The organism is Streptomyces sp. NPDC032161, from assembly GCF_040636995.1.
Lineage (GTDB): Bacteria > Actinomycetota > Actinomycetes > Streptomycetales > Streptomycetaceae > Streptomyces.
The window spans coordinates 6,440-31,391 of the sequence record NZ_JBEZVN010000030.1 but is presented as its reverse complement, the minus strand read 5'-3'; the positions used below and the strand labels follow the sequence as shown (position 1 = coordinate 31,391).

Genomic DNA, 24,952 nt, shown 5'->3' with positions numbered 1-24,952 from the left:
CCGTTCCCGGTCCACGCCCGCGGCCGTTCGCGGACTCGGCCCACAGCCCTTCCCGGCCCCGGGCCCGCTGTCGGCCCCTTCCCGTCCTCGGCGCCGCCGTCCCCGGTATCGTCCCCGGGCCTGATCCCGGGCTCCGCCCCGGCCCCGCTGCCAGTCCTCTCCTCCCCGTTCTCGTTCCCGTGCCGAGGGCCGGGCCCGTAACCCGCTGAGGCGCGTTCGTACGCACTCCACCCCGGCCGCGCACCCCGCCCGCGCGGCACCCCTTCACTTCCTCCGCCCACACCCGCCCCCGGCACCGCACCTCAGATGCCGCCGTTGACGGCCATGTTGACTTGTGATTCATTATGTTTGATTGTGTTTGGAGGAGTCTGGTGAAGAAGACGGTTACGACGCTCGCCGACGGCCGGGAGCTGCTCTACTACGACAGCGGCGACGACGTCGTGCGCGACGCCGTCGACCAGCGGCCCCTCGGCGCCGTGTCGACCTCGTCCGAGATCCGCCGGGACCCGCTCCTCGGCGACAGCGTCGCCATCGCCTCGCACCGGCAGGGCCGCATCTACCTCCCGCCGGCCGACGAGTGCCCGCTCTGCCCCTCGCGGGACGGCCGACGCAGCGAGATCCCCGAGGCGGACTACGAGGTCGCCGTCTTCGAGAACCGCTTCCCCTCGCTCGCCGGTGACTCCGGCCGCTGCGAGGTCGTCTGCTTCACCTCCGACCACGACGCGTCGTTCGCCGACCTCACCGAGGACCAGGCCGCCCTGGTCCTGGCGGCCTGGACCGACCGCACCGCCGAGCTCGCCCGGCTTCCCCAGGTCCGGCAGGTGTTCTGCTTCGAGAACCGGGGCGCCGAGATCGGTGTCACGCTCGGCCATCCGCACGGGCAGATCTACGGGTACCCGTTCGTCACCCCCCGCACCGAGCTGATGCTCCGCTCGGCGGCCACCCACCGCGCCACGACCGGCCGCAACCTCTTCGACGACGTGGTGGACCGCGAGGAGGCCGACGGCTCGCGGGTCGTCATCCCCGGCGAACACTGGATCGCCTTCGTGCCGTACGCGGCCCACTGGCCGTACGAGGTGCACCTCTACCCCCGCCGCCGCGTCCCCGACCTGCGGGAGCTGGACGACGCCGCGCGTGCCGAGTTCCCGCGGATCTATCTGGAACTCCTGCGTCGGTTCGACCGGATCTTCGGCCCCGGCGAGCCGCCGACCCCGTACATCTCGGCCTGGCACCAGGCCCCGTTCGAGGCACCCGGCAGGGAGGACTTCGGGCTGCATCTGGAGCTTTTCACCATCCGACGTACCTCCGGCAAGCTGAAGTTCCTCGCGGGTTCCGAATCCGGCATGAACGTGTTCATCAACGATGTGCCGCCGGAGGCCGCGGCCCAGCGACTGCGAGAGGTAGCGAGCGAGTGAGCAAGCCCCAGAAGAAGTACCTGGTCACGGGCGGTGCGGGATATGTCGGCAGCGTGGTCGCCCAGCATCTGCTGGAGGCCGGTCACGCGGTCACCGTTCTCGACGACCTGTCCACCGGGTTCCGGGAGGGCGTCCCGGACGGGGCCGAGTTCATCGAGGGCCGGATCCAGGACGCCGCGAAGTGGCTGGATCCCTCCTACGACGGGGTGCTGCACTTCGCCGCCTTCTCGCAGGTCGGCGAGTCCGTCACCAACCCGGAGAAGTACTGGGTGAACAACGTCGGGGGTTCCGTCGCGCTGCTCGCCGCGATGCGGGACGCCGGGGTGCGGACCCTGGTCTTCTCCTCCACGGCCGCGACCTACGGCGAACCGGCCACCACTCCCATCACCGAGTCCGACGCCACCGCCCCCACCAACCCCTACGGCGCCACCAAGCTCGCCGTCGACCACATGATCAGCGGCGAGGCGGCCGCGCACGGACTGGCGGCGGTCTCCCTGCGCTACTTCAACGTGGCGGGGGCGTACGGCGGTTGCGGCGAGCGGCACAGCCCCGAGACGCACCTCATCCCGCTCGTCCTCCAAGTCGCCCTCGGGCAGCGGGAGTCCATCGCCGTGTACGGTGACGACTACCCGACCCCCGACGGCACCTGCGTCCGCGACTACATCCACGTCGCCGACCTCGCCGAGGCCCACCTGCTGGCCCTGGACGCGGCCACTCCGGGCGAGCACCTGATCTGCAACCTCGGCAACGGCAACGGCTTCTCCGTGCGCGAGGTCATCGAGACCGTCCGCGAGGTCACCGGCCACCCCGTGCCCGAGACCGCGGGTCCGCGCCGGGCCGGCGACCCCGCCGTGCTGGTCGCCTCCGCCACCACCGCCAGGGAACGGCTCGGCTGGACGCCGTCGCGCGCCGACCTGGCCGGGATCGTCGCCGACGCCTGGACGTTCGCCCGCCGAGAGGAACCCACCGCGCCATGACCGCGCAGCACCCCCTGACCGCGCCCGACGAGCCGACCGCCACCGCCGGCACCGCTCCCGCCCCCGCCCCCGTCCCCACGGAGGAGACCGACCCGGCCGCGGCCTTCACCGAGTTGTACGGGCGGGCGCCGGAGGGGATCTGGGCGGCGCCCGGCCGGGTCAACCTGATCGGCGAGTACACCGACTTCAACGACGGCTTCGTCATGCCGCTCGCCCTGCCGCACACCGCGCGCGCCGCGGTCGCCCGCCGCACCGACGGCGAACTGCGGCTCCATTCGGCCGACGTGCCGGACGGGGTCGTGAGCCTCCGGGTCGACGAACTGGCCCCGCACCAGGGGCACGGCTGGGCCGCGTACCCGGCCGGAGTGGTCTGGGCGCTGCGCGAGGCCGGCCACCCGGTCACCGGGGCGGACATCCACCTCACCTCCACCGTGCCCACCGGCGCGGGTCTCTCCTCCTCCGCCGCCCTGGAGGTCGTCACCGCGTTCGCCCTGAACGACCTCTTCGGGCTCGGGCTCTCCGCACCCGAGCTGGCGGTCCTCGGGCAGCGCGCCGAGAACGACTTCGTCGGCGTGCCGTGCGGGATCATGGACCAGATGGCCTCCGCCTGCTGCACCGACGGCCACGCCCTGTACCTCGACACCCGCGACCTCACCCAGCGCCAGGTCCCCTTCGACCTGGCCGCGCACGGGCTGCGGCTGCTGGTCGTCGACACCCGGGTCAAGCACGCGCTGGGCGACGGCGCGTACGCCGAGCGGCGGGCCGCCTGCGAGGCGGGGGCCGCCGCGCTCGGCCTGCGCACCCTGCGCGAGCTGCCCCACGAGGGTCTCGGAGCGGCCCTGGAGGCCCTGGCCGGGGCGGGCGTGGACGAGTCGGTGGTGCGCTGCGTGCGCCATGTGGTGAGCGACAACCACCGTGTGGAGCAGGTCATCGCACTGCTCGACGCGGGCGACGTGCGCGCGACGGGCCCGGTCCTCGACGCGGGGCACGCCTCGCTCCGCGACGATCTGCGGGTCTCCTGCCCGGAGCTGGACCTGGTGGTGTCGGCGGCGGGCGCGGCCGGGGCCCACGGCGCGCGGATGACCGGCGGTGGCTTCGGCGGCTCGGCGATCGTCCTGGCGGACGAGGCGTCGGCGGACACGATCGCCGAGTCCGTGACGGCGGCGTTCGCCGCGGCGGGACACACGGAGCCGAGGATCTTCCCGGCGGTGCCCTCCGCGGGCGCCCGCCGCCTCGTCTGAGCCCACCCCGTCCGCGTACGGACCACGAACCGCCCCGCACGGTCCGAACGCCGAGTGCGGACCACGAACCGTCATGTACGGGCCACGAACCGCCCGCGGAGGAACCGGCACCGCCCACGGACCGACCGGCATCGGCCACCGACCGACCGGTGCCGGTCAGTTCTGGGAATCGCCCTCGGTGCCGGTCCCCCCGCCGTACTCTGATGCACAGCACCGGTGGGGGCCGGTGCCGATTCAGGGGTACGAGACAGTCGGGTACGGCGCCCGGGGCGGGTGGCAGTCGACAACACGGCGGCGGCCGTGGGACTGCGGTCCAACTCCCCGGTCCGGGCGGCCGTACCCGCGTCGTTGCGTTCCTTCGGCGGGCCGGGGGTGGCCCGGCAACAGAGGCAGCATGGGGGTGCCTGTGGCCCGTATCCGGGTTCTCGTGGTGGACGACCACCGTATTTTCGCCGAATCACTGGCGGCGGCGCTGGCGGCCGAGCCCGACGTGGAGGTGTCGGCGGCGGGCAGCGGCCCGGCGGCGCTGCGCTGTCTGGAGCGGGCGGCCGCCGAGGGGCGCGGCTACGACGTGATGCTGATCGACGCCGAACTGGGCGCCCTGACGGCGGTGGGCGGGCGCCGCGCACCCGCGCCCGTACCGGCGCCGCGCGCCGGGGAGACCGCGCCGGTGGACGGGATCACGCTGGTCGCGGACGTCCACTCCGCCCGGCCGTCGGTGCGCATGGTGGTGCTCGCCGAGAAGGACGACCCGCACCGGGCCGCCCTGGCGCTCCAGGCGGGGGCCTCCGGCTGGGTCGCCAAGGACTGCTCGCTGCAGCGGCTGCTCACGGTCGTACGAGGGGTGCTGCGCGACGAGACGCACCTGCCCCCGGCCCTGCTCACCGGCGTCCTGCGGGAACTGACCGCGGCCCGCAGACACCGCACCGAGAGCGAGCGGCTCGTCGAGTCGCTGACCCCGCGCGAGCGCGAGGTGCTGCGCTGCATGGTGGCGGGACTGGGCCGCAAGGCGGTCGCGGAGCGCCTCTTCCTCTCGCCGCACACGGTGCGCACCCACATGCAGAACGTCCTGGGGAAGCTGGGCGTGCACTCCACCCTGGCCGCGGTCGCGCTGGCGCGCCGGGCGGGCATCGGCCCGGTCGATCTGGAACCGGCCGACCCCGCCCTCACCGGGAACGCCCTGCCCGGGAACGTCCTATCCGGGAACGTTGTCGAACGGGGCGGTCAACTGGCGTAGCAGCGCGGCGAGTTCGGCGCGCTCGCGGGTGGAGAGCCTGGCGAGGATGGCGCGTTCCTGGGCGAGCAGCCCGGCCAGCGACTGATCCGCCTTGTCGCGCCCCTCGGCGGTGAGCCGGACGAGCACGCCCCGGCGGTCGTTCGGGTCCGGCAGCCGTTCCACGAGGTTCTTCTTGGCCAGCCGGTCGATGCGGTTGGTCATCGTGCCCGAGGTGACCAGGGTCTGCGTCAGCAACTGGCCGGGGGAGAGCTGATAGGGGGCGCCCGCGCGGCGCAGTGACGTCAGCACGTCGAACTCCCACGGCTCCAGGTCGTGCTCGGAGAACGCGATGCGGCGGGCCCGGTCCAGATGACGGGCCAGTCGGGAGACGCGGCTCAGTACCTCAAGCGGTTCCACGTCGAGGTCGGGGCGCTCGCGGCGCCATGCAGCGACCAGTCGGTCGACCTCGTCCTCCATGCCGCTCAGTGTAGAGGATCTGTCGACGTGAAGTCTCTTGAACTCAAGTGTCTCGAATTCAAGTATCTTGACATCGAGCTAAATCTGGCACGATGCTGGCCCCATGACCGCACCCGTCTGGGATCCGCAGCAGTACCTGCGCCACGCCGATCACCGCACCCGCCCCTTTCACGACCTCCTGGCCCGTGTCCCCGACCCGCCGGCCGCTCCCGCACCCCGCGTCGCGGACCTCGGCTGCGGCGCAGGGAACGTCACCGTCCTCCTCGCCGACCGCTGGCCCGGGGCCCGCATCACCGGCTACGACAACTCCCCGCAGATGCTGGAACGGGCCCGGACCCACGCCGGACCCCTCCTGGACTTCACCCAGGCCGACGTCGCGACCTGGACCCCCGCCGAGCCGTACGACCTGATCGTCTCCAACGCCCTGCTCCAGTGGGTCCCCGGCCACGCCGCCCGCTTCCCCGTCTGGCTGGACGCCCTCACCCCCGGCGGCACGCTCGCCCTCCAGGTGCCCGGCAACTTCGACCAGCCCACCCACGTCCTGATGCGGGAACTCGCCGGCTCCCCGCGCTGGAGCGACCGCCTCGGCGGCGTACTGCGCCACACCGACGCGGTGCTCACCCCCGCCGCCTACCTCGACGCCCTGACCGTCCCCGGCGTCACGGCCGACGTCTGGGAGACCACCTACCTGCACCTGCTGCCCGGCGAGGATCCGGTGCTCGACTGGGTGAAGGGCACCGGCCTGCGCCCCGTCCTCACCGCCCTCGCCGACGACCCCGAGGCCCGTGAGGAGTTCCTCACCGCCTACCGCGATCTGCTGCGCACCGCCTATCCGGCGGGCCCGCACGGCACGGTTCTCCCGTTCCGCCGCATCTTCGCCGTGGCCCACAAAAAGACCCGGAACAGGACCCGGACCGACCGCCGCCCCGCGACCCCCGAGGAGAAGAGATGATCGCCGCCCTCGACCATGTCCAGCTGGCCGCCCCGGCAGGATCCGAGGACACGCTGCGCGCGTACTACGCGGACGCCCTCGGCATGACCGAGATCCCCAAGCCCCCGGCCCTCGCCGCCCGCGGCGGCTGCTGGTTCCAGGCAGGCCCGGTCCAGCTCCACATCGGCGTCGAACAGGACTTCCGCCCGGCGAGGAAGGCCCACCCCGGCCTGTGCGTCACGGACATCGAGGCGTACGCGGCCCGGCTGAAGGCGTACGGCGCGGAGGTGAGCTGGGACGACGAGCTGCCCGGCCACCGGCGCTTCTTCAGCCACGATCCGGTGGGCAACCGGCTGGAGTTCCTGGAGCCGACGGCACCCGCCGGGCGATGAACGGGAGGCGACGGGAGCGTCACAGCTCCTTCAGCGCCTCCGGCGTGATGTCGATGTCGATCGGGAACGGGACATGCGTCTTCAGCCGGTCGTGGTGGATCCCCGTCAGCGCGTACGCCTTGGACACCGGATCCAGCTCGTAGACCCGCACCACCGGGTGGTGGTCGGTGCCCGCCATGTCGACCAGCCAGAAGTTCGGGATACCGGCCGCCGCGTACTTCTGCGGCTTGGTGTCACGGTCGCGCGCCTCGGAATCGGGCGAGACCACCTCGACGGCGAGCAGGACGTCGGCTGCTTGGAAACGGGTCTGCTCGAAACCCGTGAGGGCGTCCTTGCGCACGACGGAGACGTCGGGCTCGGGGGCGTTGCGCGCGTCGAGGACCACCGTCATCTCACGGCGGATCTTGATCGTGGGCGGTGCGTCGGTCCTCAGTCCGTGCACCAGCAGGTCGATCATCGTGCTGTGGAAATCCCGCTGCGGACTTACGAAAACCAGGCTCCCGTCGATCAACTCGGTGTGCGGCGGGAGATCGGGCAAGGCGAACAGGTCGTCCACCGTGTATCCGTCCTGGGGCGGCACCGGCCAGCGGCTGCTGTGTCCGGTGAACGACTCGGCGGTCATGGTTCCTCCCATGGACGGGATTCTCGGCCCTACGAACCACGGTACGGGCCGGTTCACCGTTCCGTCAGCACAACGGGTGAGCCTGGTGCGTCGCGGCTGACGAACGACCGCGGCGCACCGAGCGGCCGGGCACGGTGGCCGCCCGGCGTCAGCTCTTGCGGTGCCCCACCAGCCGAGGCTTCGACTCCAGGTTCTCCAGCCCGTGCCAGGCCAGGTTCACCAGATGGGCCGCGACCTCCGCCTTCTTCGGCTTGCGGGCGTTGACCCACCACTGGCCGGTCAGGGCCACCATGCCGACCAGCGCCTGCGCGTACAGCGGGGCCAGCTTCGGATCGAAGCCGCGGGCCTTGAACTCCAGACCCAGGATGTCCTCCACCTGAGTGGCGATGTCACTGATCAGGGACGCGAACGTGCCCGTCGACTGGGCGACGGGGGAGTCACGGACCAGGATGCGGAAACCGTCCGTGTACGTCTCGATGTAGTCGAGCAGCGCGAACGCCGCCTGCTCCAGCAGCTCACGCGGGTGCCCCGCCGTCAGCGCGCCCGTCACCATGTCGAGGAGGCGGCGCATCTCGCGGTCGACCACCACCGCGTACAGCCCCTCCTTGCCGCCGAAGTGCTCGTACACCACCGGCTTCGAGACACCCGCACGGGCCGCGATCTCCTCCACGGAGGTGCCCTCGAAACCCTTGTCGGCGAACAGGGTGCGGCCGATGTCCAACAGTTGTTCGCGGCGTTCCTTGCCGGTCATCCTGACCCGGCGGGCCCGCCGGGTCGAGGCAGGACGGATGTTCTCGCTGCTGGTGCTGGAGTCGGTCGCCACGTCGTCAATCATGCCGCGTCGCCGCACGCGGGGTCGCGGCGGGACTCGATACGCCGGGACGCGATCCGGGACGCGTCCGGCCAGCGCACGTCCGACGCCCACCCCAGCTTCTCGAACCAGCGGATCAGCCGGGCACTCGAATCGATCTGCCCCCGCTCCACACCGTGCCGCGCGCACGTCGGATCCGCGTGGTGCAGGTTGTGCCACGACTCGCCGCACGACAGCACCGCCAGCCACCACACGTTCCCCGACCGGTCACGGGACCTGAACGGACGCTTGCCGACCGCGTGACAGATCGAGTTGATCGACCACGTGACATGGTGCAGCAGGGCCACCCGCACGAGCGACCCCCAGAAGAAGGCGGTCGCCGCGCCCCACCACGACATCGTCACCAGGCCCCCCACCAGCGGCGGAACCGCCAGCGACACGGCCGTGAAGGTCACGAAGTGGCGGGAGATCCCGCGGATCGCCGGATCCTTGATCAGATCGGGGGCGTACTTCTGCTGCGGCGTCTGCTCCTCGTCGAACATCCAGCCGATGTGCGCCCACCACAGCCCCTTCAGCAGGGCCGGCAGCGTCTCCCCGTACCGCCACGGCGAATGCGGATCGCCCTCCGCGTCCGAGAAACGGTGATGCTTGCGGTGATCCGCCACCCACCGCACCAGCGGCCCCTCCACCGCCAGCGAACCCGCCACCGCCAGCACGATGCGCAACGGACGCCTCGCCTTGAACGAACCATGCGTGAAATAACGGTGGAAACCGATCGTGATGCCGTGGCAGCCGATGAAATACATCACCACCAGCAGACCCAGATCCAGCCAGCTCACCCCCCGGCCCCAGGCCAACGGCACCGCCGCCACCAGCGCCAGGAACGGCACCACGATGAACAGCAGAAGCGTGATCTGCTCGATCGACCGTTTGCTGTCCCCGCCCAGCGTGGCGGACGGAAGGGCCTGATCAACGGCCGACGACGGCTCGGCGTCGTCGATCACGGCGGGGCTGGTGTTCATGGGGAGTCCCCTGGGGATGAGGAGTACGACGGACAGTCCTGGCTACGGTTCCGTAACCTACGGTTACGTAAGTATGGCAGCGCGGAGACCCGCCGCACGAGAGCGCGACGACCGTCCGGGTGGGGAAAACCCGAACGGGCCGCCAGCCATGCCGACGACATGGACACCTATCCTGGTGGAGTCGGACAGCGCGGTCCGCACTCTGCTTTCCGGGGTGGCCTCAGCACCGCTGCCGGCCGCGGCCCCGGAGACCCCGCGCCCGCGCGACTTCCGCCACCACCCTCGTGCGGGAGCCGCAACGCGACGCACCTCCTCATTCACTGCAAGGAGCCGCACACTGTGAGCAGTGCCGACCAGACCCACGCCGCCAGCCCCGAGCTGCGCGCCGACATCCGCCGCCTCGGCGACCTGCTGGGCGAGACCCTCGTACGCCAGGAAGGCCAGGAACTCCTCGACCTCGTCGAGCGAGTACGCGCCCTGACCCGCACCGACGGAGAGGCCGCCGCCGAACTCCTCGGCGACACCGACCTGGAGACCGCCGCGCGCCTCGTCCGCGCCTTCTCCACCTACTTCCACCTCGCCAACGTCACCGAACAGGTCCACCGCGCCCGCGAGATGCGCGACCGGCGCGCCGCCGAGGGCGGAGTCCTCGCCCGCACCGCCGACCGCCTCAAGGACGCCGACCCGCAGCACCTGCGCCAGACCGTCGAGCACCTCAACGTGCGGCCCGTCTTCACCGCCCACCCCACCGAGGCCGCCCGGCGCTCCGTCCTCAACAAGCTCCGCCGCATCGCCGAGCTCCTCGAAACCCCCGTCATCGACGCCGACCGGCGCCGCCAGGACCTCCGCCTCGCCGAGAACATCGACCTCATCTGGCAGACCGACGAACTCCGCGTCGTCCGCCCCGAGCCCGCCGACGAGGCCCGCAACGCCATCTACTACCTCGACGAACTCCACATGGGCGCCGTCGGAGACGTACTGGAGGACCTCGCCGCCGAACTCGAACGCGTCGGCGTCGAACTCCCCGCCGGTACCCGCCCCCTCACCTTCGGCACCTGGATCGGCGGCGACCGCGACGGCAACCCCAACGTCACCCCCGACGTCACCCGCGAAGTCCTGATCCTCCAGCACGAACACGGCATCACCGACGCCCTCGAACTCGTCGACCACCTGCGCGCCCAGCTCTCCAACTCCATCCGCTACACCGGCGCCACCGACGAACTCCTCACCTCCCTCCAGGCCGACCTCGAACGCCTCCCCGAGATCAGCCCCCGCTACAAGCGACTCAACGCCGAGGAGCCCTACCGGCTCAAGGCCACCTGCATCCGCCAGAAGCTCGTCAACACCCGCGAACGACTCGCCGGCGGCACACCCCACCGCCCCGGCTGCGACTACCTCGGCACCGCAGACCTCCTCGCCGACCTCGAACTCATCCAGACCTCCCTGCGCGAACACCGCGGCGGCCTCTTCGCCGACGGCCGCATGGACCGCACCATCCGCACCCTCGCCGCCTTCGGCCTCCAGCTCGCCACCATGGACGTCCGCGAACACGCCGACGCCCACCACCACGCCCTCGGCCAGCTCTTCGACCGGCTCGGCGAGGAATCCTGGCGCTACGCCGACATGCCCCGCGACTACCGGCAGAAGCTCCTCGCCAAGGAACTCCGCTCCCGCCGCCCCCTCGCCCCCACCCCCGCACCGCTCGACGCGGCCGGACAGAAGACCCTCGGCGTCTTCCACACCATCAAGGAAGCCTTCGAACGCTTCGGCCCCGAAGTCATCGAGTCCTACATCATCTCGATGTGCCAGGGCGCCGACGACGTCTTCGCCGCCGCCGTCCTCGCCCGCGAGGCCGGCCTCGTCGACCTCCACGCCGGCTGGGCCAGGATCGGCATCGTCCCCCTCCTGGAGACCACCGACGAACTCCGCGCCGCCGACGTCATCCTCGACGACATGCTCGCCGACCCCTCCTACCGGCGCCTCGTCTCGCTCCGCGGCGACGTCCAGGAGGTCATGCTCGGCTACTCCGACTCCTCCAAGTTCGGCGGCATCACCACCTCCCAGTGGGAGATCCACCGCGCCCAGCGCCGGCTGCGCGACGTCGCCCACCGCTACGGCGTACGCCTGCGCCTCTTCCACGGCCGCGGCGGCACCGTCGGCCGCGGCGGCGGCCCCTCCCACGACGCGATCCTCGCCCAGCCCTGGGGCACCCTCGAAGGCGAGATCAAGGTCACCGAACAGGGCGAGGTCATCTCCGACAAGTACCTCATCCCGGCCCTCGCCCGCGAGAACCTCGAACTGACCGTCGCCGCCACCCTGCAGGCATCCGCCCTGCACACCGCGCCCCGCCAGTCCGACGAAGCCCTCGCCCGCTGGGACGCGGCCATGGACACCGTCTCCGACGCCGCCCACGACGCCTACCGCAGGCTCGTCGACGACCCCGACCTCCCCGCCTACTTCTTCGCCTCCACCCCCGTCGACCAGCTCGCCGAACTCCACCTCGGCTCACGCCCCTCCCGACGCCCCGACTCGGGCGCCGGACTCGACGGACTCCGCGCCATCCCCTGGGTCTTCGGCTGGACCCAGTCACGCCAGATCGTCCCCGGCTGGTACGGCGTCGGCTCCGGCCTCAAGGCCCTGCGCGAAGCCGGACTCGACACCGTCCTCGACGAGATGCACGAGAACTGGCACTTCTTCCGCAACTTCATCTCCAACGTCGAGATGACCCTCGCCAAGACCGACCTGCGCATCGCCCGCCACTACGTCGACACCCTCGTCCCCGACGAGCTCAAGCACGTCTTCACCGCCATCGAGGCCGAACACGCCCTCACCGTCCAGGAGGTCCTCAAGGTCACCGGCGCCACCGAACTCCTCGGCACCAGCCCGGTCCTCCAGCAGACCTTCGCCATCCGCGACGCCTACCTCGACCCCATCTCCTACCTCCAGGTCTCCCTCCTGGCCCGCCAGCGCGAAGCGGCCGCACGCGGCGAGGACCCCGACCCGCTGCTCGCCCGCGCCCTGCTCCTCACCGTCAACGGAGTCGCCGCCGGCCTGCGCAACACCGGCTGACCCACACCCCGGCCCACGGGGGCGGTTCCGCCAGGGCGACGCGACCACGCGCCACGCCGTCGACATCGCGGCATGGAACTACAACGCGAAGAACACCGCCACCAGCAGAACCGCCCCCGCGATCCCCGTACCCCACGCGATCCGGGACAGCCGCATACCGCCCCCGATCACCAACGCGGCCAGCACCAGCGCACCCCCCAACGGCACCCACGCGTGCAGAAACCCCGCCACCCCCGCACGCACCACATCATCCGTACCCGGCCGCACCACCACCGGGAAACGATCACCACGCCGCGCCCCGACCGACTTCTCGACCGTCACCCTGGACCGCGCGACCGCCTGCCCCGACGGCGTGAACGGCCCCGTGCACACATCCGCACCGCAGCCCGTCACCGTCATCGTCCCGTGCTCACGGCCCTTGCCCAGAACGATGTGGTGCGCCGAATCCCACGAGGACCGCACCCCCGCGACGAGCAGCAACAGAACGACACAGCCCATGGCGGCGGTACGGGCATGGACCACGGCGCGGTGGGAGGAGCTCCGCTTCATGGGCAGCGATCCTTGGACAGAGCGGCACGCCCGGTCAACTCGCGCCCGAAAAACACGGCTTACCGTCAGGAATGTCAGCAGTTGCGCACCGACGCGGCCGCCATCCGAGGCGCGCACATCGGGTCTGGACGTGAGACACGGGCGTCGGGCGCGCGTGCGCCGATGCGGGCGTCGGGCGCGGCGGGCCGGGGCCGTCAGGAGTTGTACGCGCTCTGCGCCCGCTCCAGCCCCTCCGCCAGCAGACACTCCACCGCGTCCGCCGCCCGGTCCACGAAATACGCCAGCTCCTTGCGCTCCGCCGACGAGAAGTCCTTGAGCACGAAGTCCGCGACCTGCATCCGCCCCGGCGGCCGTCCGATCCCGAACCGCACCCGGTGATAGCCCGCGCCCATCGACTTCGTCATCGACTTCAGCCCGTTGTGCCCGTTGTCGCCGCCGCCCAGCTTCAGCCGCAGCGTCCCGTAGTCGATGTCCAGCTCGTCGTGAACCGCCACGACACGGTCCACCGGCACCTTGTAGAAGTCGCACAGCGCCGTGACCGGGCCACCCGACAGGTTCATGTACGACATCGGCTTCGCCAGCACCACCCGCCGGCTCGACGGCCCCGGCGGACCCATACGGCCCTCGACCACCTGCGCCTGCGCCTTCTGCGCCCGCTTGAACTTCCCGCCGATCCGCTCGGCGAGCAGGTCGACGACCATGAAACCCACGTTGTGCCGGTTCGCCGCGTATTCGGGACCGGGATTGCCCAGGCCCACGATGAGCCAGGGGGCGGTGGCGTCGGACATCTGCGCTCGGTCTCCTCGCATACGGGACGGCCCCGGGCCCCGGAAGACCCGGACGGCCCGATCGACAGGATTTCAACAGGGAAACGGGGCGGCGGGTCCCGGACACGGGAACCGCCGCCCCGTCAGTGAAGGTCGGCGAAGCTCGCGGACGAGGCTCAGCCCTCGGCGCCCTCTTCCTCAGCACCCGCGGCCGCGGCCTCGGCCTTGGCCGCGACGACCTGGAGCACGATCGCGTCCGGGTCGTCCACCAGCGCGGAGCCCTCGGGCAGCGGGATGTCCTTGGCGAACACGGAGGCACCGGCGTCCAGGCCCTCGACCGAGACCGTGACGGACTCGGGGATGTGGGTGGCCTCGGCCTGGATGCGCAGGGTGTTCATCACGTACTCCAGCAGGTTGCTGCCCGGAGCCAGGTCGCCCTCGACGTGCACCGCGACCTCGACGTCGACCTTCTCGCCGCGCTTGACCGTCAGCAGGTCGACGTGCTCCAGGAAGCCCTTCAGCGGGTCGCGCTGCACGGCCTTCGGGATGACCAGGGTGCTCTTGCCCTCGATGTCCAGACCGATCAGGACGTTGGCCGTCTTGAGCGCCATCATCAGGGCGTGGCCCGGCAGCGCGACGTGGACCGGCTCGGCACCGTGGCCGTAGACGACACCGGGAACCAGGCCCTCGCGGCGGGCGCGACGGGCGGCACCCTTGCCGAACTCGGAACGGACCTGGGCGGCGAGCTTGACCTCAGCCATGACTGCACTCCTCGTGAGGTGACGGAAAACGTACGGTCACCCGGCCCACGACAGGCCTGCTACGAAGAGCGCGTCGATAACGGACCGCCGTACACATGAGTACGGCCTCCCTCGCCGAGCAACTCACTGAGTCTACCCGGCGCGGAGGCCGCACCCCAAAGTGGATCTTCCGGACCGTATGCCGGCCGGTGGCTACTGCTCCTCGAAGAGGCTGGTGACCGAACCGTCCTCGAACACCTCGCGCACCGCGCGCGCGATCGTCGGCGCGATCGACAGCACCGTGATCTTGTCCAGCTCCAGCTCGCCCGGCGTCGGCAGCGTGTCCGTGAAGACGAACTCGCTGACCTTCGAGTTCTTCAGCCGGTCCGCGGCCGGACCCGACAGCACACCGTGCGTCGCGGTCACTATCACGTCCTCGGCACCGTGCGCGAACAGCGCGTCGGCGGCGGCGCAGATCGTGCCACCGGTGTCGATCATGTCGTCCACCAGGACACAGACCCGGCCCTTGACGTTGCCGACCACCTCGTGGACCGTCACCTGGTTGGCGACGTCCTTGTCACGGCGCTTGTGCACGATGGCGAGCGGCGCGTCCAGCCGGTCGCACCAGCGGTCCGCGACCCGCACCCGGCCCGCGTCCGGCGAGACCACCGTCAGCTTCGTACGGTCCACCTTCGCCCCGACGTAGTCCGCCAGGATCGGCAGCGCGAACAGGTGGTCCACCGGACCGTCGAAGAAGCCCTGGATCTGGTCCGTGTGCAGATCCACCGTGAGGATCCGGTCCGCACCCGCCGCCTTCATCAGATCGGCCACCAGACGCGCCGAGATCGGCTCACGACCGCGGTGCTTCTTGTCCTGCCGGGCGTAACCGTAGAACGGCACGATCACCGTGATGGACCGGGCCGACGCGCGCTTCAGCGCGTCCAGCATGATCAGCTGCTCCATGATCCACTTGTTGATCGGAGCGGTGTGGCTCTGGATCAGGAAGCAGTCGGCGCCGCGCGCGGACTCCTGGAAGCGGACGTAGATCTCGCCGTTGGCGAAATCGAACGCCTTCGTCGGCACGAGACCGACACCCAGTTGATGCGCGACCTCCTCGGCCAGCTCGGGGTGGGCGCGGCCGGAGAAGAGCATCAGTTTCTTCTCGCCGGTCGTCTTGATCCCGGTCACAGCACAGTCTCCTCAGACATGTTCCTGGCGCCGCGCACGTGTCCCAATGTGCGACGAGCCAGCCGAAATGGGGTGAGCACCTATCACGGTACGCCGTGCACGGCGTGCCTGTTTCCGGTCAGCTTTCGCTGTCGTGCCCCGCGGCGGCCACCTGAGCCGCCTGCGCGGCGGCGCTCCCCGGACGCTTGCGGGCCACCCAACCCTCGATATTCCTTTGCTGGCCACGGGCGACGGCCAGCGAACCGGCCGGTACGTCCTTGGTGATGACCGAGCCGGCGGCGGTGTAAACGCCGTCCCCCACCGTGACGGGAGCCACAAACATATTGTCCGAACCGGTACGGCAGTGGGAGCCGATCGTGGTGTGGTGCTTGGCCACGCCGTCGTAGTTCACGAACACGCTCGCGGCACCGATGTTGGTGTGGTCGCCGATCGTCGCGTCACCGACATAGCTCAGGTGCGGGACCTTGGTGCCCTCGCCGATCGTCGCGTTCTTCATCTCCACGTACGTGCCGGCCTTGGACCGCGTCCCGAGCCTGGTGCCCGGCCGCAGGTAGGCGTACGGGCCCACGGTCGCGCCCTCGCCGACCTCGGCCCCGTCGGAGACCGTGTTGTCCACGCGCGCGCCCGTGCCCACGCGGGTGTCCTTGAGCCGGGAGTTCGGCCCGACCTCCGCGTCCTCGGCGAGGTGCGTGGTGCCGAGCAGCTGGGTGCCCGGGTGCACGATCACGTCCCGCTCGTACGTGACGGTGACGTCGATCAGCGTGGACGCGGGGTCGACGACGGTCACGCCGGCCGTCATCGCCCGCTCCAGCAGCCGCTGGTTCAGCAGCCGCCGGGCCTCGGCCAGCTGCACCCGGTTGTTGATGCCGAGGATCTCGCGGTGGTCGCCGGCGACGCAGGCGCCGACCCGGTGACCGGCCTCGCGCAGGATGGACAGCACGTCGGTGAGGTACTCCTCGCCCTGGCTGTTGTCCGTGCGGACCTTGCCGAGCGCGTCCGCGAGCAGCCGGCCGTCGAACGCGAAGACCCCGGAGTTGATCTCCCGGATCGCCCGCTGGGCCTCGCTCGCGTCCTTGTGCTCGACGATCTCGGTGACCGCGCCGGTGGCAGGGTCGCGGACGATGCGCCCGTAACCGGTGGAGTCGGGGACCTCGGCGGTCAGCACGGTGACGGCGTTGGCGTCGGCCGTGTGCGTGGCCGAGAGCGCGGCGAGCGTCTCGCCGGACAGCAGCGGCGTGTCGCCGCAGACGACGATCACGGTGCCCTCGACGGTCCCGCCGAGCTCGTCGAGCCCGACGCGCACGGCGTTGCCGGTGCCCCGCTGCTCGGCCTGGTGGGCGGTGCGCAGTCGGTCGTCGACGGCGGTGAGGTGTGCGGTGACCCGCTCGCTCTCGTGGCCGACGACCACGACGAGGTGGGCCGGGTCCAGTTCGCGGGCGGCGGCGACGACGTGTCCGACGAGCGAACGCCCGGCGATCTCGTGCAGGACCTTGGGTGTCTTCGACTTCATGCGGGTGCCCTCACCCGCTGCGAGGACGACGACGGCTGCCGGGCGTTCGGAGCTCACGGAAATGCCCTTCGGCTTCGGGTGGTGGACATCCGAAGGATACCGGGGGGCCTGTGGGGGCTCGGTGGGTGGACGGGCGGGAGATGCGCGTGCGGACATGCGTACGGGCCCCGACCTTGGTGGTCGGGGCCCGTGTTGTGGCTCCCGGGGAAGGAATCGAACCCTCATTCAATGGACCAAAACCATTTGTCCTGCCATTAGACGACCCGGGATAGTTCGTCCGCTATGCCCGAATTTCATGATCGGGCGTCGAGGCAGCTCCTACTATGCCGTACCACCAGCCCTCGATGCGACGGTACAGGTCGGCGCTTTTCAGGACTCGTACGACCAGACAGCCCCGATAGGCCGGACCCGTGTTCTTCCGGTTGGTCCTGGGGGAATGCTTCTTGAGGGACGTTTTGCCGAATGCCGAGGCGTCGGCGCCCGTCAGGGCCCGCCAGAACTGCTCCGCCGTCGGGACGTCGGCCGTCTCATGGATGTGCACATGGAACCGGAGATGATCCGGCCGTACGCCCAACAGGCGAAGCCATGCGAGGAACACCTCGATCATGTGGGGGTCGCTGTTGACGAAGGTGACTCGCTCCTCCGGGCGGTGCGGCTTGGCCTTGGAACCCTCCGCCCAGTAGAGCCCCACGCCGAGCAGGAAGGGTTCGCGTGAGCTTGGTGTCCCGGTCTCCTTCTCCGCTGCCTGCTTGGTCCGTTGCCGCTCCGCCTCGCGCCGTTGGAGGGTGGCCTCCCGGCCGCGCCTGGCGATGGCCGACGCCTCCTCCCGCGTCCGCCTCCGCTCGGGCTTCGGTAGATCCCGCACCCACAGCGAGATCGAGCTCTTCGAGCAGCCCGGCTCCACCTGGATCTGGTCGTACGTCATGCCCTGTAGCCGCAGTTCCCGGGCTCTTGCGCGCAGGTCGCCCTTGGCGTTGGGGCGCTTGGTCCACTCCGGGGCGGGCTCGCCCCGGACGAGACGGCTCAGGAGGTCGTTGTTGTGGACGTGCAGGCGATCGCGGATCCGGCGCAGGCTGAGACCCTGGCGACGGAGGGCGACGGCTCGGGCGCGCAGACCCTCGAAGTCGGCGTACCTGCTCGTGATTTCCGTCATGCGTCGACCGTCGTCCGGAATGCGGACGTCCGGTGCGAAAGCCTGCTCGATTCACTATTTCAAGCGAAAAGCGACCGTTCCGTCTCTGTTCGGCGGACGCGCGTGCTGTCCAGGTCGCCCGTAAATGAGGTGCGTGCGCCCGTAGGGTGGACGGCATGACCGCAACGGGGGAACACCGGGAAGCCGTGGGTGCGACTGCCCGCGGCTATGCGTGGTGGGGACGGCGGCGGAGTGTCGCACTGGACGTGGGGCTCGCGCTCCTGTCGGCGCTGGAGTGCGGGTGGGAAGGGGTGGACTTCGCCCGCGACGCCGCGCTGCCGGTGCCGGTCGGCGTGGTGTTCGGGCTGGTCGCGGGGGCCGTGCTGGTGGTGCGGCGGCGTTGGCCGATCGCCGTGGTGCTGGTCGCGATCGCGACGGCCCCCGCCGACATGGGCTTCCTGATGGGGCTGGTCGGCCTCTACACGCTGGCCGCCTCCGAGGTGCCGCGCAGGATCACGGTCGTGCTGGCGGGGATGTCCTTCGCGGGGTCGTTCATCGTCACGTACGTACGGATGCGGCAGAGCGTCGCCGATCAGGCCGAATTCGGGCCGGGCGACGGGTACATCCCGCTGATCTCCCTCTTCATGTCGTTGGGGCTCACCGCGCCGCCCGTGCTGTTCGGCCTGTACATAGGGGCCCGGCGGCGGCTGATGGAGAGCCTGCGGGAGCGGGCGGACTCGCTGGAGCAGGAGCTCTCGCTGCTCGCCGACCGGGCCGAGGAGCGGGCCGAGTGGGCGCGGACGGAGGAGCGTCACCGGATCGCCCGTGAGATGCACGACGTGGTGGCCCACCGGGTGAGCCTGATGGTGGTGCACGCCGCCGCGCTCCAGGCCGTGGCGCTGAAGGACCCGGCGAAGGCGGTGCGGAACGCGGCGCTGGTCGGTGACATGGGGCGGCAGGCGCTCACGGAGCTGCGGGAGATGCTCGGGGTGCTGCGGGCGGGGGAGTCGGTGGTGCCCGGTCCCGCGCGGGCGCAGGTGCCGCTCGCCTCGGTCGGCCGGGCGGCGGCCGCGGCGGCCGAGGCGGCGGCGGTGGAGGACGGTCCCCGGCTGGCCGAGGTGGAGAAGCTGGTGGGGGAGTCCCGGGCGGCCGGTATGACGGTGGAGCTGTCGGTGGACGGCGAGGCCCGCCCGTACGCGCCGGAGGTCGAGCAGACCGCGTACCGGGTGGTGCAGGAGGCGCTGACGAACGTGCACAAGCACGCGGCGGGCGCGAGGACGTGGGTACGGCTGGCGCACCGCGGCTCGGAGGTCGCGATGCAGGTGGAGAACGGTCCGTCGGACGCCGCGACGGCGGATGCCGGGCTGCCGAGCGGGGGCAACGGGCTCGTCGGCATGCGGGAGCGCGTGCTGGGGCTCGGGGGTGTGTTCGTCTCGGGCCCGACGGACGCGGGGGGTTTCCGGGTGTCGGCGGTGCTGCCGGACCCGGGGGGCGCGTCCGCCTGATCGCGGGGCGTGTGGGGCCGCGGCCGTTCGATCCGGGCCGTGCCGGTCCCACCGGGCCGTCGTCGGCCGGGCGGTCGGTTGCTGTTGCCGGGGCCGGGCGGGGGTCAGCCCGCGGTGAGGCGTTCCGGCTGGATGCCCGTGACGAGGCTGGTCAGGGCCTGGTCGATGTCCGGGCCGAGGTACCAGTCGCCGGTGTGGTCGATGCTGTAGACGCGGCCCTCGGTGTCGATCGCGAGGATCGCCTGTCCGTCGCCCTCCTCGCCCAGCGGACTGATCTCGGTCTCCAGGGCCCGGCCGAGGTCGCCGAGGGTGCGGGCGAGGTGCAGGCCGCTCATCGGGTCGATGCGTACCGGCGCGGGTGCGATCTGGCGGCCGGGCGCGGTGGCCTTGATGTGCAGTCCGCCGAACTCCGCCCAGGCCTCCACGGCCGCCGGGAAGACGGCGTGCTGGTGGCCGGCGGGTGAGCGGTGGGCGCGCAGGGCGTCGGCCCATTCCTCGGCCCGGCGGATGTCCCAGCGGCCGGGCTGCCAGCCCGCGGAGCGCAGGGCGGTGTCGACGGGGGCGGGGAAGCGGGCCGGGGCGTGGCGGTCGGGGTGCGCGGGGGCCGTCTGGCCGGGCAGGTCGGTTCGGTCGTGCATCGGCGCGGGGTCAGCCCTTCTCGGCGGTGGTCGCCGCCCCGTCCGTCGCGAGGTCGACGGGACGTACTCCGAAGTGGGCGAGCATCGCCGAGCAGGAGCGGCACGGCGGGGCGTAGCTGCCGTGCAGGGGGTCGCCGTCCTCGCGGATGTGCCGTGCGGTGAGGCGGGAGTGCTTGAGGGCGCGGCGGGCCTCGCCGTTGGTCAGGGGCTTGCGCCGGGCGCGCTTGGAGCGGGCGGTTTCGGCCGCGGCGAGGTGCCGGGACAGCAGCATGGCCTCGGGGCAGCGGCCGGTGAACCGTTCGCGCTGGCCGCTGGTGAGGGTGTCGAGGAAGTCCTGCACGAGGGGGTGGAGCACGGGGGGCTGGTCGCCCTTGCCCGCGGTGCAGGTGAGTGTCTCGCCGCGTACGGACAGGGCAGCGGCCACCGCGGGGAGGATGCCGTCGCGGCGCTGGTGCAGCCGGGGTGCGTGAGCGGTGCGGGTGCTGCTCCAGCTGAGGCGTGGATCCCCGGGTGTGCCGGTGGGTGTGACTGTTAGTGCGGTGTGCATGGTGCTGTTCCCTCCCGTGCCCGCGGCGGTGGCCGCGTGATGTGCACGCCCCCGAGTTGCGGTGACAGCCTGCCAAATGTCCGGGCTGGTGGGGAAGCTGGGGCGGGGTTACGGCGGTTTGTGTCGCCCTGGGGGGTGGGGCGGCGGCTCCCGGAGGGCGGGGAGTCGTCGCTCGTCCGTCGTGCGGTCGTGACGGTTCGTGACGGTGTGGAGGGCGGTCGGGAGGGAGGAGGGAAAGGAGGGGAGCAGGGGCGGTTCCGGGGCTTGCGGCACCGCATAGGCTGTGCGCGGACCGTCCCCCTCGGGCAGGCCGGTCCTCACCAGCCAGACGCAGCAGGGGGCAACGCCATGACGACAGGTCGGCCCGGGCAGCAGGCCGCGCCGCCGAACGCGGCCTATGCCGGGCAGCTCGTGCACTTCCCGGATCCGGTCCGTGCGGCGCGGCATCCCGCGGGTGTGCGGATAGGCGCGGACGGGAGTCCGGACTTCTCGCCGTACGCGCGTGCCGCCGCGGAGATCGCCGAGCCCCCGCAGGGGTTCGGTGTGGACGAGCTGCGGTTGACGGACTACGTCTCGGCCAACGCGGCGCTGGCGGCGAGCGGTCATGAGCTGTGGGACACGATTCCGGCGGTCGCGACGCCGCACGGCTGGACGTGGCACCACGTGCCCGGCGGTCGGCGCATGGAGCTGATCCCGGTCGAGGTCAAGGCGCTGCTGAGGCATCACGCGGGACTCGCGGCGACGGAGGTCGACCAGGACAAGCGGGGCACCCGGCCGTTGCAGGAGACCCGGCCCGCGCACTTCGGTCTGCCGAAGGGGGCCGTGGCGGTGACCGAGCAGCAGGTGCAGGGGGTCGAGGAGGACCTGGGTTACCGGCTGCCGGGTGCGTACCGTTCGTTCCTCAAGGCGGCGGGTGGTTCGGCGCCGGTCGGCGCCGCGCTCGACGCGCAGCTGGGACTCCTGGTCGATCAGCCGTTCTTCACGGTGCGCGAGGAGGCCGCCGTGAACGATCTGGTGTATGTGAACAAGTGTCTGCGGGACCATCTGACCAAGGACTTCCTGGGGGTCGCCTTCGTCCAGGGCGGTCTGCTCGCGGTGAAGGCGAAAGGTTCCGGTATCGGTTCGGTGTGGTTCTGCGCGTACGACGACGCGCGGGACCGGGACGGCTGGAACGTGCAGGAGCGGGTGGACCGGCTGCTGCTGCCGTGCGGTGACGACTTCGATGCGTTCCTGGAGCGTCTGGCGGGCAATCCGCCGGAGCTGGAGACCGTGGCGAACCTGATGGTGGACGGTGGCTTCGCGCGGGCCGTCCCGGTGGAGGGGTGAGCGCGATGGTGACGTTCGCGCAGGCGCAGGAGCGCGCCGACGAGTGGATCAACGGCGATGTGCCCGCGTATCAGCACCGGGAGGTGCGGGTGCGGGAGTTCGAGCTGGGGTTCGTCGTGTGGGGCGAGGACCGTGCCGAGGGTCCGGTCTCGGACGGCGGCAGGCAGCGGCTGGTGATCGCCGGGGACAGTGGTGAGGCCACGCTGTGGCCGGGGCTGCCGGTGGGCGAGATCATCCGGCGGTACGAGGAGGAGTACGGGGCGGTCGCCGCCGCGCCGGCCGCTCCGGAGCTGCCGCAGCGGGTCGATCTGAATCAGACGTCCTTCCTGTTGAGCCCGCCGGAGTGGCTCCAGGAGGCGGCGGACAAGCTGGGCATTCCCGATCATCGGAACGACCGGAACGACGGTGGGGAGCCGAACGAGCAGGGCGGCCAGGACGGCCGGGGCGAGGGCCCGGAGGTCTCGGGCGCGCCTTCGTCGACCGGAGGCACGGGCGGAGGTACGGGCGGGGGTGCGCCCGGAGCCGTGGCCGGTGGTGTGTCCGGAGCTGTGGCCGGGGGCACGGGCGGGGGCCGGGCCGAGTACGAGCCCACCGCGAACGACGGTGTTCCGGCGTCGCCGCCGAGCGTGCCCGCCGGTTCCACGCCGTGGGACGGGACCGACACCAACGCGGGTTCGGACGACGGCTCGGTCCCGCTTCCCGCCACGGTGTTCGCGCCGCCGCTCTCGGGCGCCGACGACGAGGGCACCCCGCCGCCGGTCGTGCCCGCGGACGCGCCGACCGCGCTGATGTCCGGTGGCAGTCAGCTGCCGCCGACGGCGATCGTCCCGGGGCTGGACTCGCCGCGCGCCGCCGGTTCCGCGCCGGGGGCGCAGGCACCGGACGCGCCGGGGACTCCCGCGCCCGGTACTCCCACGCCCGGTACTCCCGCGCCCGGCACCCCTGTGCCGGGGACTCCCGCGCCGGGTACGCCCGTGCCCGGCGCGCCCGGGGCCGGTGACATCGCGGACGCGACCACCAGCAAGGCCGCCGTGCCCCCGCGCGGTACGCGCGGGGGCGGCCCCTCGACCCCGCCGCCGCCCGGTGTGCCCGGCGCGCCGGTGCCGCCGCCCTCGGGTCCGGGTGCACCCGGTTCCCCGGCCGGTGGGTACCTGCCGACGCAGCTCGTTCCCGAGCAGGGTCCGCCGAGTCCGCCCGGTCCGCCGAGTCCGCCCGGTCCTCCGGGTGCGCCTGGGGTTCCTGGTGGTTCGGTGCCGCCCGTGCCTCCTGGTTCGACGCCTCCGCCGGGGGGTGGGGTGCATCACGCGGCGACGATGCTCGCCGACCCGAGCATCGGCGGCCCGGGTCTGCCGCAGCCTCCCGGCCCGCCCGGCCCTCCCGGTCCTCCCGGTCCTCCTGGTCCCCCCGGGGTTCACGGTGCTTCCGGCGCGCCGCAGCAGCCGAGTCCGCCCGGTCCGCCGAGTCCGCCCGGTCCTCCGGGTCCTCCGGGTGCGCCTGGGGTTCCTGGTGGTTCGGTGCCGCCCGTGCCTCCTGGTTCGACGCCTCCGCCGGGGGGTGGGGTGCATCACGCGGCGACGATGCTCGCCGACCCGAGCATCGGCGGCCCGGGTCTGCCGCAACCTCCCGGCCCGCCCGGCCCTCCCGGTGCGCCGCAGGGGCCGGCTCCCGTACCGCCGCCCGGGCACACCCCGCCGCCCGCCGCGTACGGCTATCCGCAGCAGCCCGGGCAGCCGACCGTCGGTCCCGGCTACCAGGCCGTGCTCCGCTACCGCGCGCACGACGGCAGCGAGCAGCAGCTGATCCGCCGCTCGGCGCCCGGCACTCCGCACCCGGAGTGGCAGATGCTGCACGAGTTGCGGGCGATGAACGTGCCGCCGCAGCAGGTCATCGAGCTGCACACCGAGCTGGAGTCGTGCGAGCTGCCCGGTGGCTACTGCGCGCGGATGATCCGTGAGACCTGGCCGCAGGTGCGGATCACCAGCGTCGCCCCGTACGGCACCGATCACGCCAGCCGGCAGCAGGGCATGCGGCATCTGCTGACGCATCAGGGCGAGCTGCACCAGGTGGCGGACGGTCCCGCGCGCCCCGCGCCGGTGCGGGCGCCGCTGCCGCAGATGCCGCCCGCGCCACCGGTGCCTCCGGAGGCCGTCGCGCAGGAGATGGTGCAGTCCTTCGGTCCGCAGGGCATCCTGCGCTTCGATCAGCGCGCGGTGTCCCGGCAGGGTGTGCCCGAGACCGTGGCGCGGGCGCTGGTGTGGGCGGGGCTGCCCGCCGACTTCGGGCCGTTCTTCTGGGCGCAGCCCGGGCAGCCGGTGGTGCCGACGCTGGCCGAGCTGGCCGCGCAGCGGCAGGTCCAGGCGGCGCCGGACGCGGGGGCGTACCTCGTGATGGGTACCGACTTCGGCCGGGCGATCTGCGTCCAGTACGGCACCGCGAACATCGTGGCCGTACCGGTCGAGGCGGGTCCGGGCGGGCAGTCGGTGGCGCCGCAGTTCGTGAACACCGGGCTGCCGGAGTTCCAGCGTTCGATGGCGTTGCTCGGCCGGATGTGGCGGCTGCGCTTCGGGCTGAATCCGGAGCAGGCGGGCCGTTGGACGGTCGACTTCCAGGCCCAGTTGGCGGCGCTGGACGCGGCAGCGCTGGCGTCGCCGGAGAGCTGGTGGTCCGTACTGCTCGAACAGATGTGGGACGGGCTGCTCTGACGGATGCGGCCGACCCGGTCGTATGGATGCGGGCGGGCCGCAGGTTCGGCGCCCGGCTCCCGAAAGGGGCCGGGCGCCGTGCCGTGCCGTGCCGTGCCGTGCCGTGCCGTGCCGTGCCGTGCCGTGCCGTGCCGTGCCGTGCCGTGCCGTGCCGTGCCGTGCCGTGCCGTGCCGT

At 71.9% G+C, this 24,952-nt stretch carries 22 protein-coding genes and 1 tRNA gene; 10 read left to right on the top strand and 13 right to left on the bottom strand.

Annotated features, from left to right (window positions below):
* The first annotated feature begins 371 nt into the window (after positions 1-371).
* From galT to AB0E67_RS29780, 4 genes are all read left to right on the top strand, one after another.
* Positions 372-1,415 (top strand): galactose-1-phosphate uridylyltransferase, encoded by a 1,044-nt coding sequence (gene galT / locus AB0E67_RS29795; protein WP_362032302.1) that lies wholly within the window; start codon positions 372-374, stop codon positions 1,413-1,415.
* Positions 1,412-2,392, top strand: coding sequence for a UDP-glucose 4-epimerase GalE (galE, locus tag AB0E67_RS29790; protein WP_362032299.1), 981 nt, complete (start codon positions 1,412-1,414; stop codon positions 2,390-2,392). The genes galT and galE overlap by 4 nt, the downstream gene beginning before the upstream one ends.
* Entirely contained in the window at positions 2,389-3,633 is a 1,245-nt protein-coding gene (gene galK / locus AB0E67_RS29785; protein ID WP_362032296.1) for a galactokinase, read from the top strand. Before galE ends, galK begins: the two co-directional genes overlap by 4 nt.
* A gap of 394 nt (positions 3,634-4,027) precedes the next feature.
* A complete protein-coding gene (locus AB0E67_RS29780) occupies positions 4,028-4,870 on the top strand; it encodes a response regulator transcription factor (protein ID WP_362032293.1) in 843 nt (280 codons plus the stop codon).
* On the opposite strand, the gene AB0E67_RS29775 is transcribed toward AB0E67_RS29780, so the two are convergent.
* Positions 4,829-5,326 (bottom strand): MarR family transcriptional regulator, encoded by a 498-nt coding sequence (locus AB0E67_RS29775; RefSeq protein WP_362032290.1) that lies wholly within the window; start codon positions 5,324-5,326, stop codon positions 4,829-4,831. The two genes, AB0E67_RS29780 and AB0E67_RS29775, sit on opposite strands and share 42 nt — an antisense overlap.
* 103 nt (positions 5,327-5,429) lie before the next feature.
* Here AB0E67_RS29775 and AB0E67_RS29770 point away from each other — a divergent pair, with 103 nt between their 5' ends.
* Together AB0E67_RS29770 and AB0E67_RS29765 are read left to right on the top strand one after the other, a co-directional pair.
* The gene (locus AB0E67_RS29770; protein ID WP_362032287.1) at positions 5,430-6,278 is read left to right on the top strand and encodes a trans-aconitate 2-methyltransferase; all 849 of its coding nucleotides are present in this window, start codon (positions 5,430-5,432) and stop codon (positions 6,276-6,278) included.
* Positions 6,275-6,649, top strand: a complete 375-nt coding sequence (locus AB0E67_RS29765; RefSeq protein WP_362032285.1) for a VOC family protein — start codon at positions 6,275-6,277, stop codon at positions 6,647-6,649. The genes AB0E67_RS29770 and AB0E67_RS29765 overlap by 4 nt, the downstream gene beginning before the upstream one ends.
* Positions 6,650-6,668: 19 nt before the next feature.
* Here AB0E67_RS29765 and AB0E67_RS29760 read toward each other — a convergent pair whose 3' ends face one another.
* From AB0E67_RS29760 to AB0E67_RS29750, 3 genes are all read right to left on the bottom strand, one after another.
* The gene (locus AB0E67_RS29760; RefSeq protein ID WP_362032395.1) at positions 6,669-7,271 is read right to left on the bottom strand and encodes a Uma2 family endonuclease; all 603 of its coding nucleotides are present in this window, start codon (positions 7,269-7,271) and stop codon (positions 6,669-6,671) included.
* Positions 7,272-7,419: 148 nt separating this feature from the next.
* Positions 7,420-8,106 (bottom strand): TetR/AcrR family transcriptional regulator, encoded by a 687-nt coding sequence (locus AB0E67_RS29755; protein ID WP_360118022.1) that lies wholly within the window; start codon positions 8,104-8,106, stop codon positions 7,420-7,422.
* Positions 8,103-9,104: a fatty acid desaturase gene (locus AB0E67_RS29750; protein ID WP_362032282.1), complete on the bottom strand. Its 1,002-nt coding sequence runs from the start codon at positions 9,102-9,104 to the stop codon at positions 8,103-8,105. The genes AB0E67_RS29755 and AB0E67_RS29750 overlap by 4 nt, the downstream gene beginning before the upstream one ends.
* 339 nt (positions 9,105-9,443) lie before the next feature.
* Here AB0E67_RS29750 and ppc point away from each other — a divergent pair, with 339 nt between their 5' ends.
* Positions 9,444-12,173 carry a phosphoenolpyruvate carboxylase gene (gene ppc / locus AB0E67_RS29745; protein WP_362032279.1) on the top strand — a complete coding sequence of 910 codons (2,730 nt, stop codon included), beginning with the start codon at positions 9,444-9,446 and terminating at the stop codon, positions 12,171-12,173.
* A 78-nt stretch (positions 12,174-12,251) separates the two neighbouring features.
* Here ppc and AB0E67_RS29740 read toward each other — a convergent pair whose 3' ends face one another.
* The 7 genes from AB0E67_RS29740 to AB0E67_RS29710 all read right to left on the bottom strand — a co-directional run bounded on the left by AB0E67_RS29740 (position 12,252) and on the right by AB0E67_RS29710 (position 18,080).
* The gene (locus tag AB0E67_RS29740; protein WP_351518413.1) at positions 12,252-12,722 is read right to left on the bottom strand and encodes a hypothetical protein; all 471 of its coding nucleotides are present in this window, start codon (positions 12,720-12,722) and stop codon (positions 12,252-12,254) included.
* A gap of 194 nt (positions 12,723-12,916) precedes the next feature.
* On the bottom strand, positions 12,917-13,510 hold the full coding sequence (gene pth / locus AB0E67_RS29735) for an aminoacyl-tRNA hydrolase (RefSeq protein WP_362032276.1): 594 nt from the start codon (positions 13,508-13,510) through the stop codon (positions 12,917-12,919).
* Between the two features lie 155 nt (positions 13,511-13,665).
* Entirely contained in the window at positions 13,666-14,250 is a 585-nt protein-coding gene (locus tag AB0E67_RS29730) for a 50S ribosomal protein L25/general stress protein Ctc (protein WP_362032273.1), read from the bottom strand.
* A 192-nt stretch (positions 14,251-14,442) separates the two neighbouring features.
* Positions 14,443-15,417: a ribose-phosphate diphosphokinase gene (locus AB0E67_RS29725; RefSeq protein ID WP_073790034.1), complete on the bottom strand. Its 975-nt coding sequence runs from the start codon at positions 15,415-15,417 to the stop codon at positions 14,443-14,445.
* A gap of 118 nt (positions 15,418-15,535) precedes the next feature.
* Complete coding sequence (glmU, locus tag AB0E67_RS29720) at positions 15,536-16,984, bottom strand: bifunctional UDP-N-acetylglucosamine diphosphorylase/glucosamine-1-phosphate N-acetyltransferase GlmU (protein WP_362032270.1); 1,449 nt, start codon at positions 16,982-16,984, stop codon at positions 15,536-15,538.
* Positions 16,985-17,122: 138 nt separating this feature from the next.
* Positions 17,123-17,196 (bottom strand) — tRNA-Gln (locus AB0E67_RS29715).
* A gap of 11 nt (positions 17,197-17,207) precedes the next feature.
* Positions 17,208-18,080 carry a hypothetical protein gene (locus AB0E67_RS29710; RefSeq protein ID WP_362032268.1) on the bottom strand — a complete coding sequence of 291 codons (873 nt, stop codon included), beginning with the start codon at positions 18,078-18,080 and terminating at the stop codon, positions 17,208-17,210.
* 155 nt (positions 18,081-18,235) lie between these two features.
* Here AB0E67_RS29710 and AB0E67_RS29705 point away from each other — a divergent pair, with 155 nt between their 5' ends.
* Entirely contained in the window at positions 18,236-19,564 is a 1,329-nt protein-coding gene (locus tag AB0E67_RS29705; protein WP_362032265.1) for a histidine kinase, read from the top strand.
* 104 nt (positions 19,565-19,668) lie between these two features.
* On the opposite strand, the gene AB0E67_RS29700 is transcribed toward AB0E67_RS29705, so the two are convergent.
* Positions 19,669-20,202, bottom strand: coding sequence for an SUKH-3 domain-containing protein (locus AB0E67_RS29700; RefSeq protein ID WP_362032263.1), 534 nt, complete (start codon positions 20,200-20,202; stop codon positions 19,669-19,671).
* A 10-nt stretch (positions 20,203-20,212) separates the two neighbouring features.
* A complete protein-coding gene (locus AB0E67_RS29695; protein WP_362032261.1) occupies positions 20,213-20,749 on the bottom strand; it encodes a YwqJ-related putative deaminase in 537 nt (178 codons plus the stop codon).
* Positions 20,750-21,097: 348 nt separating this feature from the next.
* Here AB0E67_RS29695 and AB0E67_RS29690 point away from each other — a divergent pair, with 348 nt between their 5' ends.
* Positions 21,098-22,075: an SMI1/KNR4 family protein gene (locus AB0E67_RS29690; protein WP_362032258.1), complete on the top strand. Its 978-nt coding sequence runs from the start codon at positions 21,098-21,100 to the stop codon at positions 22,073-22,075.
* Positions 22,076-22,080: 5 nt separating this feature from the next.
* Positions 22,081-24,777: an SUKH-4 family immunity protein gene (locus AB0E67_RS29685; RefSeq protein WP_362032256.1), complete on the top strand. Its 2,697-nt coding sequence runs from the start codon at positions 22,081-22,083 to the stop codon at positions 24,775-24,777.
* Positions 24,778-24,952 lie beyond the last annotated feature (175 nt).

What these genes read in the sequence shown, in the direction of transcription:
- galK (WP_362032296.1), top strand. Translation starts at nt 2,389, where the DNA reads ATGACCGCGCAGCACCCCCTGACCGCGCCCGACGAGCCGACCGCCACC.
- AB0E67_RS29780 (WP_362032293.1), top strand. Translation starts at nt 4,028, where the DNA reads ATGGGGGTGCCTGTGGCCCGTATCCGGGTTCTCGTGGTGGACGACCAC.
- AB0E67_RS29775 (WP_362032290.1), bottom strand. Translation starts at nt 5,326, where the DNA reads ATGGAGGACGAGGTCGACCGACTGGTCGCTGCATGGCGCCGCGAGCGC.
- AB0E67_RS29770 (WP_362032287.1), top strand. Translation starts at nt 5,430, where the DNA reads ATGACCGCACCCGTCTGGGATCCGCAGCAGTACCTGCGCCACGCCGAT.
- AB0E67_RS29765 (WP_362032285.1), top strand. Translation starts at nt 6,275, where the DNA reads ATGATCGCCGCCCTCGACCATGTCCAGCTGGCCGCCCCGGCAGGATCC.
- AB0E67_RS29760 (WP_362032395.1), bottom strand. Translation starts at nt 7,271, where the DNA reads ATGACCGCCGAGTCGTTCACCGGACACAGCAGCCGCTGGCCGGTGCCG.
- AB0E67_RS29755 (WP_360118022.1), bottom strand. Translation starts at nt 8,106, where the DNA reads ATGATTGACGACGTGGCGACCGACTCCAGCACCAGCAGCGAGAACATC.
- AB0E67_RS29750 (WP_362032282.1), bottom strand. Translation starts at nt 9,104, where the DNA reads ATGAACACCAGCCCCGCCGTGATCGACGACGCCGAGCCGTCGTCGGCC.
- AB0E67_RS29740 (WP_351518413.1), bottom strand. Translation starts at nt 12,722, where the DNA reads ATGAAGCGGAGCTCCTCCCACCGCGCCGTGGTCCATGCCCGTACCGCC.
- pth (WP_362032276.1), bottom strand. Translation starts at nt 13,510, where the DNA reads ATGTCCGACGCCACCGCCCCCTGGCTCATCGTGGGCCTGGGCAATCCC.
- AB0E67_RS29730 (WP_362032273.1), bottom strand. Translation starts at nt 14,250, where the DNA reads ATGGCTGAGGTCAAGCTCGCCGCCCAGGTCCGTTCCGAGTTCGGCAAG.
- AB0E67_RS29710 (WP_362032268.1), bottom strand. Translation starts at nt 18,080, where the DNA reads ATGACGGAAATCACGAGCAGGTACGCCGACTTCGAGGGTCTGCGCGCC.
- AB0E67_RS29705 (WP_362032265.1), top strand. Translation starts at nt 18,236, where the DNA reads ATGACCGCAACGGGGGAACACCGGGAAGCCGTGGGTGCGACTGCCCGC.
- AB0E67_RS29700 (WP_362032263.1), bottom strand. Translation starts at nt 20,202, where the DNA reads ATGCACGACCGAACCGACCTGCCCGGCCAGACGGCCCCCGCGCACCCC.
- AB0E67_RS29695 (WP_362032261.1), bottom strand. Translation starts at nt 20,749, where the DNA reads ATGCACACCGCACTAACAGTCACACCCACCGGCACACCCGGGGATCCA.
- AB0E67_RS29690 (WP_362032258.1), top strand. Translation starts at nt 21,098, where the DNA reads ATGACGACAGGTCGGCCCGGGCAGCAGGCCGCGCCGCCGAACGCGGCC.
- AB0E67_RS29685 (WP_362032256.1), top strand. Translation starts at nt 22,081, where the DNA reads ATGGTGACGTTCGCGCAGGCGCAGGAGCGCGCCGACGAGTGGATCAAC.